11 protein-coding genes are annotated in these 13,788 nt (G+C 60.4%); 4 read left to right on the plus strand and 7 right to left on the minus strand.

Annotated features, from left to right (window positions below; genetic code table 11):
• Positions 1 to 55: 55 nt before the first annotated feature.
• From ACOYXH_RS23030 to ACOYXH_RS23055, 6 genes are all read right to left on the minus strand, one after another.
• A complete protein-coding gene (locus tag ACOYXH_RS23030; protein WP_008086919.1) occupies positions 56 to 688 on the minus strand; it encodes a sarcosine oxidase subunit gamma in 633 nt (210 codons plus the stop codon).
• A 132-nt stretch (positions 689 to 820) separates the two neighbouring features.
• Positions 821 to 3,838, minus strand: coding sequence for a sarcosine oxidase subunit alpha (locus ACOYXH_RS23035; protein WP_460066258.1), 3,018 nt, complete (start codon positions 3,836 to 3,838; stop codon positions 821 to 823).
• Positions 3,835 to 4,164 carry a sarcosine oxidase subunit delta gene (locus ACOYXH_RS23040; RefSeq protein ID WP_007913119.1) on the minus strand — a complete coding sequence of 110 codons (330 nt, stop codon included), beginning with the start codon at positions 4,162 to 4,164 and terminating at the stop codon, positions 3,835 to 3,837. The genes ACOYXH_RS23035 and ACOYXH_RS23040 overlap by 4 nt, the downstream gene beginning before the upstream one ends.
• A 14-nt stretch (positions 4,165 to 4,178) precedes the next feature.
• Positions 4,179 to 5,429 (minus strand): sarcosine oxidase subunit beta, encoded by a 1,251-nt coding sequence (locus ACOYXH_RS23045; RefSeq protein WP_034155011.1) that lies wholly within the window; start codon positions 5,427 to 5,429, stop codon positions 4,179 to 4,181.
• 20 nt (positions 5,430 to 5,449) lie between these two features.
• The gene (locus ACOYXH_RS23050; protein ID WP_007913117.1) at positions 5,450 to 6,703 is read right to left on the minus strand and encodes a serine hydroxymethyltransferase; all 1,254 of its coding nucleotides are present in this window, start codon (positions 6,701 to 6,703) and stop codon (positions 5,450 to 5,452) included.
• A 285-nt stretch (positions 6,704 to 6,988) separates the two neighbouring features.
• A complete protein-coding gene (locus ACOYXH_RS23055) occupies positions 6,989 to 7,699 on the minus strand; it encodes a TraX family protein (protein WP_220557094.1) in 711 nt (236 codons plus the stop codon).
• Positions 7,700 to 7,825: 126 nt separating this feature from the next.
• On the opposite strand from ACOYXH_RS23055, the gene ACOYXH_RS23060 reads away from it, so the two are divergent.
• From ACOYXH_RS23060 to ACOYXH_RS23070, 3 genes are all read left to right on the plus strand, one after another.
• Positions 7,826 to 8,866 carry a threonine aldolase family protein gene (locus ACOYXH_RS23060; protein WP_093429910.1) on the plus strand — a complete coding sequence of 347 codons (1,041 nt, stop codon included), beginning with the start codon at positions 7,826 to 7,828 and terminating at the stop codon, positions 8,864 to 8,866.
• Positions 8,867 to 9,175: 309 nt separating this feature from the next.
• The gene (locus ACOYXH_RS23065; RefSeq protein WP_258708916.1) at positions 9,176 to 9,709 is read left to right on the plus strand and encodes an REP-associated tyrosine transposase; all 534 of its coding nucleotides are present in this window, start codon (positions 9,176 to 9,178) and stop codon (positions 9,707 to 9,709) included.
• Positions 9,710 to 10,003: 294 nt separating this feature from the next.
• Positions 10,004 to 10,828 (plus strand): SDR family oxidoreductase, encoded by an 825-nt coding sequence (locus ACOYXH_RS23070; RefSeq protein WP_095050269.1) that lies wholly within the window; start codon positions 10,004 to 10,006, stop codon positions 10,826 to 10,828.
• A 209-nt stretch (positions 10,829 to 11,037) separates the two neighbouring features.
• On the opposite strand, the gene gbcB is transcribed toward ACOYXH_RS23070, so the two are convergent.
• Positions 11,038 to 12,138: a glycine-betaine demethylase subunit GbcB gene (gene gbcB, locus ACOYXH_RS23075; RefSeq protein ID WP_007911227.1), complete on the minus strand. Its 1,101-nt coding sequence runs from the start codon at positions 12,136 to 12,138 to the stop codon at positions 11,038 to 11,040.
• 297 nt (positions 12,139 to 12,435) lie between these two features.
• Between gbcB and gbcA the strand changes: the two genes are divergently transcribed.
• On the plus strand, positions 12,436 to 13,731 hold the full coding sequence (gbcA, locus tag ACOYXH_RS23080; protein WP_095050268.1) for a glycine-betaine demethylase subunit GbcA: 1,296 nt from the start codon (positions 12,436 to 12,438) through the stop codon (positions 13,729 to 13,731).
• Positions 13,732 to 13,788: the final 57 nt, after the last annotated feature.

Below are 13,788 nucleotides of genomic sequence, written 5' to 3' on the forward strand. Positions count from 1 at the left end.
CTTCCCCCTCTCCCCCTGGGGGAGAGGGCTGGGGTGAGGGGTGGCTTTTGATCTTTCAGGCCTGAACGCTCAACCCGTACTCAGCCGAAGCATCCTGCAACCACAACCACCAGTAATCCGAGAAGCTGCGACGAATCAGCAGTTCCCAAGTGTCTTCAGCGGTGTGGCGAATCATCAGCTGCGACTTGGCGAACACCGTGCCCACCGCTTTACCGACCGGGAAGTTATTCGGATGCACGTCATAGCTGGTCGATTTCATCAGCACTTGACGCACGTTCGGGCCGCTCAGTTCGAGCACCTGCTGGCCACCGCTGACGTTGACGATCGCGATGTGCAGATCGCCCAGGGCTTCACGCAGTTTCTGTTCGGCGGCGAATTCTTCACCGCTCGGCACGATCAGTAGCCACTCATCCGGGCCCATCCATTGCAGGCTGGTTTCGCCTTTGACGATCACGCTCAGAGCGCCGGGCAGTTCGATACCCAGGGCCTTGTGCACACCGGCGGCGAACGCGGCATCGTGGCCATCGCCACGAATGGTCAGGTGGCCGAGGAGTTTCTTTTCCCGCACGATCACGCCGGCGTTCTTGCGGCCCTTGCCGACCAGGCTGGCGAGGTCGGCATGGTGCAGCGACGACTCGGCCTTGGCGCCGGTGGTCGGGCGTTGTTGGTAAACATTGGCTGTGGTCATAAAGCACCTTCCTGAATTCTTGATCGTTCCCACGCTCTGCGTGGGAATGCCGCCATGGACGCTCTGCGTCCGCTCTTGGGACGCGGAGCGTCCCGGGATGCATTCCCACGCAGAGCGTGGGAACGATCAGTGTCAGATGTTCTGGCGATCACCCTTCGGATCAAAGAACACCGAAGAAACAATCTCCGCCTCGATCACGCTGCCATCTGCCAGCGGTGCAAACACCCGCTCACCCATGCGCTTCAGACCGCCCTTGACCACACCCATGGCAAACGAATAACCGAGGGAGTTGTGCGCGTAGCTGGACGTCACGTGGCCGACCATGGTCATCGGGATCGCCTGCTTGGTGTTGAACACCAATTGCGCGCCTTCCGGCAGCCAGACATTCGGATCAATCGGCTTCAGGCCGACCAACTGTTTACGCTGATCCTTCACGCAGTCTTCACGGTTCATCCCACGCTGGCCGATCCACGAGAACGGTTTGGTGCGACCGACGCACCAGCCCATGTTCAAGTCATCCGGGGTCATCGAGCCGTCCGTGTCCTGACCGACAATGATGAAGCCCTTCTCGGCACGCAGGACGTGCATGGTTTCAGTGCCGTACGGGGTCAGGTTGTACTGCTTGCCGGCCTCGACGATTTTCTCCAGCACGCCCATCGCATAGTCGGCCTGCACGTTGACTTCGTACGACAGCTCACCGGTGAACGAGATGCGGAACACCCGCGCCGGCACGCCGCCGACCAGACCTTCTTTCCAGGTCATGAACGGGAACGCTTCGTTGCTCAGATCAATGTCGGTCACGGCGCTGAGCAGCTTGCGGCTGTTCGGCCCGGACAGGGTCATGGTCGCCCAGTGGTCAGTCACGGAGGTGAAGTAAACCTTCATGTCCGGCCATTCAGTCTGGTGGTACAGCTCCAGCCACTGCAGCACGCGCGCCGCGCCGCCGGTGGTGGTGGTCATGACGAAATGGTTGTCGGCCAGGCACGCCGTCACACCGTCGTCGAAGACCATGCCGTCTTCTTTGCACATCAAACCGTAGCGAGCCTTGCCCACGTCAAGTTTGGTCCAGGCGTTGGTGTACACGCGGTTGAGGAACTCGCGGGCATCCGGGCCTTGAATGTCGATCTTGCCGAGGGTCGAGGCGTCGAGCAGGCCGACGCTGTCGCGCACAGCTTTGCATTCACGCTTCACGGCGGCATGCAGGTCTTCACCGTTTTTCGGGAAGTACCATGGACGCTTCCACTGACCGACGTCTTCAAACTCGGCACCGTTCTTCACATGCCAGGCATGCAGCGCGGTGTAGCGCACCGGCTCGAAGATGTGCCCACAGTGACGACCGGCCACGGCGCCGAAAGTCACCGGCGTGTAGTTCGGACGGAACATGGTGGTGCCCATCTGCGGGATGGTCACGTTCAGCGAGCGGGCCGCGATGGCCAGACCGTTGACGTTGCCGAGCTTGCCCTGATCGGTGCCGAAACCCAGCGCGGTGTAGCGTTTGACGTGTTCGACCGATTCGAAACCTTCGCGGGTCGCCAGTTCGATCGCAGCAGCGGTCACATCGTTTTGCAGATCGACGAATTGCTTCGGCGCCCGTGCGGTGTTCTTTTCGTGCGGCACTTGGAACAGCGCCAGCGTCGGCTCTTCTAGACGGCTCAGGGCTTTTGGCAGCACGCCTTCGACGGTCTGGAAACCGGCTTCAGCGGCAGCGCGCACGCCACCTTCAAAACCGTCAGCGAGCGAATCGCCGAGACCGTACACGCCGTTGATGCCACCAACGCACACGCGCTTCTGCGGTGCTTCGCCCGGAACGAAACCGAGGATGTCTTCACGCCAGGTCGGCTTGCCACCGAGGTGCGAGGCCAAGTGAACGACCGGGCTGTAACCGCCGGAACTGGCGATCACATCGCAGTCGAGCCATTCGCCCGGGCTGGTCACGGCGTGCGCTTTGACATCGATCGCGGCAACGCGAGCAGCGGTAACACGCTTGCTGCCACGGGCTTCGATCACGGCGCTGCCGGTGAGAATGCGGATGCCTTTGGCGCGGGCTTCTTCCACCAGCGCACCACGCGGATTGCTGCGCGCATCGGCGATGGCCACCACTTGCAGACTGGCGTCGAGCCAATCCAGTGCCACGCGGTAGGCGTGATCGTTGTTGGTGCTGAGGACAAGCTTCTTGCCCGGTGCTACGCCGTAACGACGCACGTAAGTCGACACCGCACCGGCAAGCATGTTGCCCGGCACATCGTTGTTGCCGTAAACCAGCGGACGCTCGCAAGCACCGGTCGCCAGCACGACACGCTTGGCGCGAACACGGTGAATACGCTGACGCACCTGACCGATGGGCGCACGGTCGCCGAGGTGATCGGTAAGGCGTTCGTGAATGGTCAGGAAGTTGTGGTCGTGGTAACCGTTGACCGTGGCGCGCGGCAACAGCAGCACGTCCGGGGTGTTCTTCAGTTCCGTGATGACGCTGGCGACCCAGTCCATCGCCGGTTTGCCGTCGAGGCTTTCGCGGGAATCGAGCAGGCTGCCACCGAACTCTTCCTGCTCATCGGCCAGAATCACTCGGGCACCGCTGCGCGCAGCGGCCAGGGCAGCGGCCAGACCGGCCGGGCCAGCGCCGACGATCAGCACGTCGCAGTGCTGGTTCATGTAGTCGTAGGTGTCCGGATCATTCTCGGTCGGCGAACGGCCCAGACCGGCAGCCTTGCGAATGTACTTCTCGTAGGTCATCCAGAACGACTGCGGGTACATGAAGGTTTTGTAGTAGAAACCCGGCGGCATCAGCTTGCCGCCGACCTTGCCGAGAATACCCATCATGTCGTTGTTGACGCTCGGCCAGCCGTTGGTGCTGGTCGCAACCAGACCTTGATACAGTGCCTGTTGCGTGGCGCGCACGTTGGGAATCTGCGTGGCTTCGGTAGCACCGATCTGCAGCACCGCGTTCGGCTCTTCGGCACCAGCAGCGAAAATGCCGCGCGGACGCGAATACTTGAAGCTGCGGCCGATGATATCGACGCCGTTGGCGATCAGTGCGGCGGCCAGCGAGTCACCCTCGAAGCCTTTGTAGCTCTGACCGTTGAAGGTGAAGCTCAGCACTTTGTTGCGGTCGATCCGTCCACCGTTGGACAGGCGATTGGTCTGGCTCATACCTTCTCTCCCAGCGCCGTCGTGGCTGTTTTCGCCGAATCAGCCTTGTCGGTGAATTGCGGCTTGGTGCCGATCTTGTAGGTTTCGAGAATCTCGTAAGTCACGGTGTCGCGGGTGACGTTGAAGTACTGGCGGCAACCGGCGACGTGATCCCACAGTTCGTGGTGCAGTCCGCGCGGGTTATCGCGGAAGAACATGTAGTCGCCCCACTCCTCGTCGGTGCAGGCGCCTGGATCGAGCGGGCGCGGAATGTGCGCCTGGCCGGATGCGTGGAATTCCTCTTCGGAGCGCAACTCGCCGCAGTGAGGACAGAAGATATGCAACATGGGGATTTCTCCTGTTAGTGGGCGACGGCAGCAGCGCCGTGTTCGTCGATGAGTGCGCCGTTGTGGAAACGGTCGATGGAAAACGGTGCGGCCAACGGGTGCATTTCACCCTTGGCCAGACTCGCGGCAAACACGTTGCCCGAGCCAGGTGTGGCCTTGAAGCCACCGGTGCCCCAACCGCAGTTGAAGAACATGTTCGGTACCGGGGTTTTCGAAATGATCGGGCAAGCGTCCGGGGTGGTGTCGACGATGCCGCCCCACTGGCGGTTCATGCGTACGCGGGACAACACCGGGAACATCTCGACGATGGCCTGAATGGTGTGTTCGATCACCGGGTACGAACCACGCTGGCCGTAGCCGTTGTAGCCGTCGATACCGGCGCCGATCACCAGGTCGCCCTTGTCGGACTGGCTGATGTAACCGTGCACGGCGTTGGACATGATCACGCTGTCGATAATCGGTTTGATCGGCTCGGACACCAGCGCTTGCAGCGGGTGGGATTCGATCGGCAGGCGGAAACCGGCGAGTTTGGCCATGTGCCCGGAGTTACCGGCCGTGACCACGCCGACGCGCTTGGCGCCGATGAAGCCCTTGTTGGTTTCGACACCGATGCACACGCCGTTTTCCTTGCGGAAGCCGATCACTTCGGTCTGCTGGATCAAGTCGACACCGAGGGCGTCAGCGGCACGGGCAAAGCCCCAGGCCACGGCATCGTGACGGGCAACGCCGCCGCGACGCTGAACAGTCGCGCCCAACACTGGGTAGCGAGTATTTTTCGAGCAGTCGAGGTACGGAATCTCGTCAGCGACTTGCTTGGCGTTGAGCAGTTCGCCATCGACGCCATTGAGGCGGTTGGCGCTGACCCGACGCTCGGAATCACGGATGTCCTGCAGGGTGTGGCACAGGTTGTAGACGCCACGCTGGGAGAACATCACGTTGTAGTTGAGATCCTGCGACAGGCCTTCCCACAATTTCATCGCGTGTTCGTACAGGTGCGCCGACTCGTCCCACAGGTAGTTGGAGCGCACGATGGTGGTGTTGCGCGCGGTGTTACCGCCGCCCAGCCAGCCCTTCTCGACCACGGCGACGTTGGTGATGCCGTGTTCTTTGGCCAAGTAGTAAGCCGTCGCCAGACCGTGCCCGCCGCCGCCGACGATGACCACGTCGTAGACCTTCTTCGGCGTCGGCGTGCGCCACATGCGCTGCCAGTTTTCGTGGTGGCTGAGGGAGTGTTTGAAGAGGCCGAAGCCCGAATAGCGTTGCATAGTCAGTTACTCCAGAACACTCAGCGATAAACCGGGAAGTCTGCGCACAAGGCCGACACTTGCTGGGCAACATTGGCCTCGACATCGGCATCGCCGAGGTTGTCGAGGATGTCGCAGATCCAGCCGGCCAACACTTCGCACTGGGTCACCTTGAAGCCACGAGTTGTGACGGCCGGGGTGCCGATGCGCAGGCCCGAGGTCACGAATGGCGACTGCGGGTCGTTCGGCACGGCGTTCTTGTTGACGGTGATGTGCGCGCGGCCAAGGGCGGCGTCGGCGTCTTTGCCGGTCAGGCCCTGACGGATCAGGCTGACCAGGAACAAGTGGTTGTCGGTGCCGCCGGACACTACATCGTAGCCACGTTTGATAAACACGCTGGCCATCGCCTGAGCGTTGTCGATCACTTGTTGCTGATACGCCTTGAAGCCGGGCTCCAGCGCTTCCTTGAAGCACACGGCTTTACCGGCGATGACGTGCATCAGCGGGCCGCCCTGGGCGCCGGGGAACACGGCAGCGTTGAGCTTCTTCTCGATTTCTTCGTTGGACTTGGCCAGGATCAGCCCGCCACGTGGACCGCGCAAAGTTTTGTGCGTGGTGGTGGTGACCACGTCGGCGTACGGCAGCGGGTTCGGGTACAGACCGGCGGCGACCAGACCGGCAACGTGGGCCATGTCGACAAACAGCAGCGCACCGACCTTGTCAGCGATCTGACGGAAGCGCGGGAAGTCCAGCGTCTTCGAGTAAGCGGAGAAACCGGCGACGATCATTTTCGGCTTGGACTCAACGGCCAGACGCTCGACTTCGTCGTAATCGATCAGCCCGGTGTCGGTGTTGATGCCGTACTGCACGGCGTTGTAGAGCTTGCCCGAAGACGACACTTTCGCGCCGTGGGTCAGGTGCCCGCCGTGGGCCAGGCTCATGCCGAGGATGGTGTCGCCCGGCTGGATCAGCGCCAGGTAAACAGCACTGTTGGCCGATGAACCGGAGTGTGGCTGGACGTTGGCGTAATCGGCGCCGAACAGTTGCTTGGCGCGTTCGATGGCCAGTGCTTCAACTTTATCGACGTGCTCGCAGCCACCGTAGTAGCGCTTGCCCGGATAGCCTTCGGCGTATTTGTTGGTCAGGCCGCTGCCTTGCGCTTGCATCACGCGTTTGCTGGTGTAGTTCTCCGACGCGATCAGCTCGATGTGATCTTCCTGACGTTGCTCCTCGGCATTCATCGCCGCCAGCAGTGCATCGTCGTAACCCTGGATCTGGTCTTGCTTGCTGAACATCGCGTCTCTCCCAGCGGCATCTGTGCGCCATTCGTCTCGGTAAGGCACTGGCAATGAAGGCAGTGCCCTTTGATGCCGATGGTATGACCGGCGCAGACAGCTCAAATGCCTGCGCGCGCCACGCAAAGGTGCGTTTACGACATGGCTGGAAATGCCATTACCAGACTCGATCTCGAAAACACTGGAGAACCTTGTGGGAGCTGGCTTGCCAGCGATGGCGGCGGCACATCCGGCATTGATGGTGGCTGACCCACCACTATCGCTGGCAAGCCAGCTCCCACAGGGTTATGCGGCGACCTGGCGGATAAGTAGCAAGAGGAGAAAATGCGCGGGATAAAGGGTATAGGCCCAGCGCCGCATCGGTGTCGGCTGGAGATGTCGCCCATGTCGCAACAGGAACATTCCTAGCATTGGCGCAAACAGGCATGTCGCAATACCGAGAATGGCGACGCTACTGCCGAACCTCGCCGAGTCGTACAGCACTTGCCATTGATTCGCTGCGAGGCATATCAAACCCGGCAGCAAGCTGAAGTACCACGGACGGCGAAACACCAACAGCATTGCCAGCGGTAGCAGAATCCCGAAGAAACCGAACATCAGCCGTTCCGGAAACATGGCGGCCAGCACCAGCACAGCAACACCGAGCAATCGCGACATGATCGAGGGATCCTGCCACCCCCGCGCCACCAGCAAGCCCAACGCCAGCGTCGGCATCACGTTCAACGTATCGGGCTCAGGAATGTACAGCCGATAGGGAATCTCACTGACTGCACTGAACAGCATCAACCAGCCCAGATAGCGCCATTCCATCCTCCGCGACCCTGCGCGCGCCAGATTCGCCGCCATCGCCAGGCAAAACCACGGAAACGCCAGCCGCCCAGGCACATACAGCCAATCGGCGGAGAACCCGGCATATCGCAGGTGATCGAGCAACATGCACAGCAGCGCCAGCCACTTGAGCAGATCCAGTGCGCCGTCGCGTTTGCTCAAGTGCATAATCGTCCTACAAACTGGTAATTTCCTGAACGTGACATCCCGTGTGCTCCCCGGAAGATCTTCGGTAAAGTGCGCACCCTCATTGACCACGAGCCTTCACAAGAGTCTCGACCACGGAAGCCGGCCATGACCGACAAGAGCCAACAATTCGCCAGCGACAACTACTCCGGTATCTGCCCTGAAGCCTGGGCTGCAATGGAACAGGCCAACCACGGCCACCAGCGCGCGTATGGCGACGATGAATGGACCGCACGCGCGGCCGACCATTTCCGCCAATTGTTTGAAACCGACTGCGAAGTGTTCTTCGCCTTCAACGGCACCGCCGCCAACTCGCTGGCCCTGTCGTCGCTGTGCCAGAGTTACCACAGCGTGATCTGCTCGGAAACCGCCCACGTCGAAACTGACGAATGCGGCGCCCCGGAATTTTTCTCCAACGGCTCGAAACTGCTGATCGCCGGCACCGAAAACGGCAAGATCACCCCGCAATCGATCCGCGAAGTCGCGCTCAAGCGCCAGGACATTCACTACCCGAAACCGCGTGTGGTGACCCTGACCCAAGCCACTGAAGTCGGTAGTGTCTACACCCCGGAAGAAGTCCGCGCCATCAGCGCCACTTGCAAAGAACTGGGTCTGCACCTGCACATGGACGGCGCGCGTTTCTCCAACGCCTGCGCCTTCCTCGGCTGCTCGCCGGCGGATCTGACCTGGAAGGCCGGTGTCGATGTGCTGTGCTTCGGCGGCACCAAGAACGGCATGGCCGTGGGTGAAGCGATCCTGTTCTTCAACCACAAACTGGCCGAAGATTTCGATTACCGCTGCAAACAGGCCGGACAACTGGCGTCGAAAATGCGTTTCCTCTCGGCACCCTGGGTCGGCATTCTCGAAAACGGCGCCTGGCTGAAATACGCCCGCCACGCCAACCACTGCGCGCAACTGCTGGCCGAGCTGGTCAGCGACATTCCAGGCGTCGAACTGATGTTCCCGGTCCAGGCCAACGGCGTGTTCCTGCAACTGTCGGAACCAGCCATCGCCGCGCTGACCGCGAAGAACTGGCGCTTCTACACCTTCATCGGCAAGGGCGGCGCGCGCTTCATGTGCTCCTGGGACACCGAAGAAGAACGCGTCCGCGAACTGGCCCGCGACATCCGCGAAGTCATGTCCGCCTGATCCCCCTGCACTGATCGTTCCCACGCTCCGCGTGGGAATGCCTCCCGGGACGCTCCGCGTTCCCGCCTCACCACTGTCGACATGCTTAACACCGCTATGACGCAGAGCGTCGACGGCTGCCTTCCCACGCAGAGCGTGGGAACGATCTTCGATCGGGAATGATTTTTCCCACCGCAACACCAGACTTCTCTTCTAGCGAGAACATGCCACCCGCCTCATCCTGATCGCTCCCACGCTCCGCGTGGTAACGCATCCCGGGACGCTCCGCGTTCCATCTCCAATGCACCGCAAGATTCAAGGAAGAATCCCATGGGCCGCAGCCGCTACACCCTTACCGAAACCGAAAAGCCACATTTTCTGACCTGCACGGTCATGGAGTGGTTGCCGCTGTTCATCCGTCCCTACATCGTCGACCACCTGCTCAACTGCTGGCGTTATCAACAGACCCACCATGACTTGAAGCTGTACGGCTACGTGATTCTGGAAAACCATCTTCACTTCGTCGCTCAGGCGCCCGACCTGAGTAAATGCCTCAGCCAGTTCAAATCTTTCACCGCGCGACAAATCATCGATGATCTGCAAAGCAAAGGTGCAGACAAAGCCCTGCAACGTCTGCGCTTTAGCAAACGTGCGCACAAGCAAGACCGGGTTTACCAGTTGTGGCAGGAAGGCTCCCACGCAGAGATGGTTTATAGCGAATCGGTCATGCGCCAGAAGCTTGAATACATCCACAACAACCCGGTGAAACGCGGGTATGTGGATTTGCCAGAGCATTGGCGTTATTCGAGTGCCAGAAACTACACGGGAATGCCGGGGCTGACTGAGGTTCAGTGCTGGTATTGAAATGGGACGCGGAGCGTCCCGGGCTGCATTCCCACGCAGAGCGTAGGAACGATCAGATCCGACTCCACCCCACTGATCGTTCCCACGCTCCGCGTGGGAATGCCTCTCCGAACGCTCCGCGTTCCAGCCTCACCACTGTCGACATGCTTAACACCGCTATGACGCGGAGCGTCGACGGCTGCATTCCTACGCGGAGCGTGGGAACGATCAAACGCCTTCCTTCTGCCCTGAAAGACTTGGTCTACATTGTCTGTCGAGCCCTCCGCTCACATAACAATAAGCAGGAGCATCGGCATGTCGTTACAAGGCAAAACCCTGTTCATCACCGGCGCCAGCCGTGGCATTGGCCGTGAGATTGCGCTACGGGCCGCCAGGGACGGGGCCAATATCGTGATTGCGGCGAAGAGCGCCGAACCCCACGCAAAGTTACCCGGGACCATTCACAGCGTCGCAGCGGAAGTCGAAGCAGCGGGCGGCAAGGCTTTGGCCCTGCAAGTCGATGTGCGTGATGAAGACGCCGTACGCCAGGCACTGGCTCAGGCCAACGAACATTTCGGCGGCATCGATGCATTGGTGAACAACGCCGGGGCGATCAAACTCACCGGTGTGCAACACATCGAGCTCAAACGCTTCGACCTGATGCACCAGATCAACACCCGCGCGGTGTTGCTGTGCAGCCAGGCCGCCCTGCCTTATCTGAAAAAATCCGCCGGGCACATTCTCAACCTGTCGCCGCCGCTAAATCTGGCGAGCAAATGGTTTGCACAGTTCAGCCCTTACACCGTGACCAAATACGGCATGAGCATGCTGACGATCGGGATGAGCGAGGAATTTGCCAGTTACGGGATCAGTGTCAATTCGTTGTGGCCGCAGACGATGATTGCGACGGCGGCGATTGAATTTCAGTTGGGTAATCGGGAGTCGTTCAAGCAGGCGCGAACGCCAGCGATCATGGCGGATGCGGCGCATGTGATTCTGGATAGCAGCGGGCGGCAGATTACCGGGCGGTTGTTGATTGATGAGGAGATTTTGCGGGAGAGCGGTGTGACGGAGTTCGGTCAATATCGCTTTGATCGAGAAAGCGACGCGGCACTCATGCCGGATTTGTTTATCGACTGAAAAGCCCCTCACCCTAGCCCTCTCCCGGAGGGAGAGGGGACTGATTGGGAGATATTTGAGAATTACGCCGACGTGAAACTGCTTTACTGAATCCATAGTCGACTCGATCTTTCAGGTCGATGGATCCCTCAAGACACCTCCGTCGGCCCCCTCTCCCTCTGGGAGAGGGCTGGGGTGAGGGGCATGCCGTACGCAAAAATTCGCCCCACTCAAAAATCGATTCGCACATCCCCTTTAGGCACACTGCAGCACGACAAGATAAACCCTTCCGCCTCATCGTCCTCGGTAATCCCGCCGTTGTGCTCCATCTCCACTTCACCACCCAGCTTGAGCACCTTGCACGTCCCGCAAATCCCCATGCCGCACGCCTTCGGAATCATCAACCCCAGCTTGGCCGCCGCCGCATGCACCGTCTCGCCCGGTGCAACACGAATGCTCTTGCCCGACGAAGTGAATTCGACCTGATGCAGATCCGCTGCATCGATTTCTGGCGCATCGGCTGCCTGTTCGGCTTGCTCGACCGCATCGGCACGAGCTTCCGGTGGCGTAGCACCGAAGGATTCCTCGTGATAACGCGACATGTCGTAACCGGCCACTTCCAGCAGGCGCTTGACCGCGTTCATGTACGGCGTCGGGCCGCAGCAGAACACTTCGCGCTCAAGGAAGTCCGGCACCATCAACTCAAGCATCTTGTGATTGAGGTAGCCGCGATACCCGGCCCACGGCTCGCCCAAGCCGTGCTTCTCGCAAATCAGGTGCAGGCTGAAGTTGTCAATCCGCGACGCCATGTGTTCCAGCTCGCGGTGGTAAATGATGTCTTTCGGCGAGCGCGCGCTGTGGATAAAGGTCATGTCGACGTTGGCGTTAGTGTCGTAGAACCAACGCGCCATCGACATGCACGGCGTGATGCCGACGCCGCCGCTGAGGTACAGCACTTTCGGGCTCGGAAAGTCGATGGCATTGAACAGCCCGACCGGCCCGTGCACCGCCAGCTCCTGGCCTTCATGCAGCGTATCGTGCAGCCAGTTGGAAACCTTACCGCCCGGCACCCGTTTGATCGTCACCGAAAAGCTGTACGGCACCGACGGCGAACTGGAGATCGTGTACGAGCGCATGATCGGCTGGCCTTCGATTTCCAGCTCCAGGGTCACGAACTGCCCGGGCTTGAAGAAGAACAGGATCGGCTGATCGGCCATAAAGCAGAAGGTGCGCACGTCCCAGGTTTCCTGGATGACTTTGACGCAACGGACGATGTGTCGGCCATTGGCCCAGGTCTGGGTGGTGACCGGATTCAGGAAGCTGTTGGACATGCTGTTCTCCACGGCCGACTGTCGGCCTCATGTCGGCGATTCTGCGTATAGCGCGAACCGCCCGTTTACCTATCCGCGACATCGGCATACTTATCGCGACCAGCCCCCAACCACCGGGGGTTGCGCGTCGGGAACAGATTGCACCATGTCGCCCATGGATAAGGTTCGCGGCAGCGCCGGCCCCACACTCGCCCCAACACCAATACAGATTCTTTACACCTTGCGTAGCAACCGTTAGCAGCACACCTGATCAGCCACTTTTCGCCGGCCACGCAGATGGCCATGAGGATCACATCGATGGACGTCACCGCAAAAATCAGCCTGGGCGATCCGCTGGAACCCGCACGCAAGGCCACCGCACAAATGCTCCAGGAGCGCGAGCGCACGTTTTCGCTGCCGCAACCGTTCTATAGCGACGAGCGGCTGTTCGATATCGACATGCAGGAGATCTTCCAGAAAGAGTGGTTGATCGCCGGCATGACCTGCGAGATCCCGGCCAAGGGCAACTACCTGACCCTGCAGATCGGCAAAAACCCGATCATCGTTATCCGTGGCGCCGAAGGCGTGGTGCACGCGTTCCATAACGTCTGCCGCCACCGTGGTTCGCGACTGTGCACCAGCGAAAAAGGCAAGGTTGCCAAACTGGTCTGCCACTACCACCAGTGGACGTACGAGCTGGACGGTCGCCTGCTGTTCGCCGGCACCGAGATGGGCGCCGACTTCGACATGAAGCAATATGGCCTCAAACCGGTGAACGTGAAGACTGCTGGCGGCTATATCTTCATCAGCCTAGCGGAGAATCCACCGGCCATTGATGACTTCCTGGCGACGCTGAACCACTACATGGAACCGTACGACATGGAGAACACCAAGGTGGCGATCACCACCACCTTGATGGAAAAGGCCAACTGGAAACTGGTGCTGGAAAACAACCGCGAGTGCTACCACTGCAACGCGTCTCACCCGGAACTGCTGAAAACCCTGCTGGAGTGGGACGACGTCACCGACCCGCGCGCCGATCAAGCGTTCAAGGATCACGTTGCTGCGTCCGCTGCTGCCTGGGAAGCTGAGAAAATCCCTTACGCCCACGCCAGCTTTGGCCTGCGCAACCGCATCGTGCGCATGCCGCTGCTCAAGGGCACCGTGTCGATGACCCTCGACGGCAAACAGGGCTGCGCGAAACTGATGGGCCGGATCAAGAACCCGGATCTGGGTTCGATGCGCATCCTGCACCTGCCGCACTCGTGGAACCACTGCATGGGCGACCACATCATCGTCTTCACCGTGTGGCCGATCAGCGCGCAGGAAACCATGGTCACCACCAAATGGCTGGTGCACAAGGATGCGGTTGAGGGTGTCGATTACGACGTGGAGCGTATGCGTCAGGTGTGGGACGCGACCAACGATCAGGATCGTCGCCTGGCCGAAGAGAACCAGCGCGGGATCAACTCCACCGCCTACCAGCCCGGGCCTTACTCCAAGACCTATGAGTTTGGCGTGGTTAACTTCGTCGACTGGTACAGCGAGCGCCTGTTGAGCAACCTCGGCGCCGAGCCTGCGCCGTACCTAAAAGGTGTCCCGGTCCAGGGCTGATGTCTTCTGCTTGATCGTTCCCACGCTCTGCGTGGGAGTGCAGCCCGGGACGCTCTG

Source organism: Pseudomonas sp. Mb7, assembly GCF_054790525.1.

Bases quoted from the DNA above. Each gene is read 5' to 3' on its own strand.
- gbcA (WP_095050268.1), top strand. From the start codon at position 12,436: ATGGACGTCACCGCAAAAATCAGCCTGGGCGATCCGCTGGAACCCGCA.
- ACOYXH_RS23060 (WP_093429910.1), top strand. From the start codon at position 7,826: ATGACCGACAAGAGCCAACAATTCGCCAGCGACAACTACTCCGGTATC.
- ACOYXH_RS23040 (WP_007913119.1), bottom strand. From the start codon at position 4,164: ATGTTGCATATCTTCTGTCCTCACTGCGGCGAGTTGCGCTCCGAAGAG.
- ACOYXH_RS23055 (WP_220557094.1), bottom strand. From the start codon at position 7,699: ATGCACTTGAGCAAACGCGACGGCGCACTGGATCTGCTCAAGTGGCTG.
- gbcB (WP_007911227.1), bottom strand. From the start codon at position 12,138: ATGTCCAACAGCTTCCTGAATCCGGTCACCACCCAGACCTGGGCCAAT.
- ACOYXH_RS23035 (WP_460066258.1), bottom strand. From the start codon at position 3,838: ATGAGCCAGACCAATCGCCTGTCCAACGGTGGACGGATCGACCGCAAC.
- ACOYXH_RS23050 (WP_007913117.1), bottom strand. From the start codon at position 6,703: ATGTTCAGCAAGCAAGACCAGATCCAGGGTTACGACGATGCACTGCTG.
- ACOYXH_RS23045 (WP_034155011.1), bottom strand. From the start codon at position 5,429: ATGCAACGCTATTCGGGCTTCGGCCTCTTCAAACACTCCCTCAGCCAC.
- ACOYXH_RS23030 (WP_008086919.1), bottom strand. From the start codon at position 688: ATGACCACAGCCAATGTTTACCAACAACGCCCGACCACCGGCGCCAAG.
- ACOYXH_RS23065 (WP_258708916.1), top strand. From the start codon at position 9,176: ATGGGCCGCAGCCGCTACACCCTTACCGAAACCGAAAAGCCACATTTT.
- ACOYXH_RS23070 (WP_095050269.1), top strand. From the start codon at position 10,004: ATGTCGTTACAAGGCAAAACCCTGTTCATCACCGGCGCCAGCCGTGGC.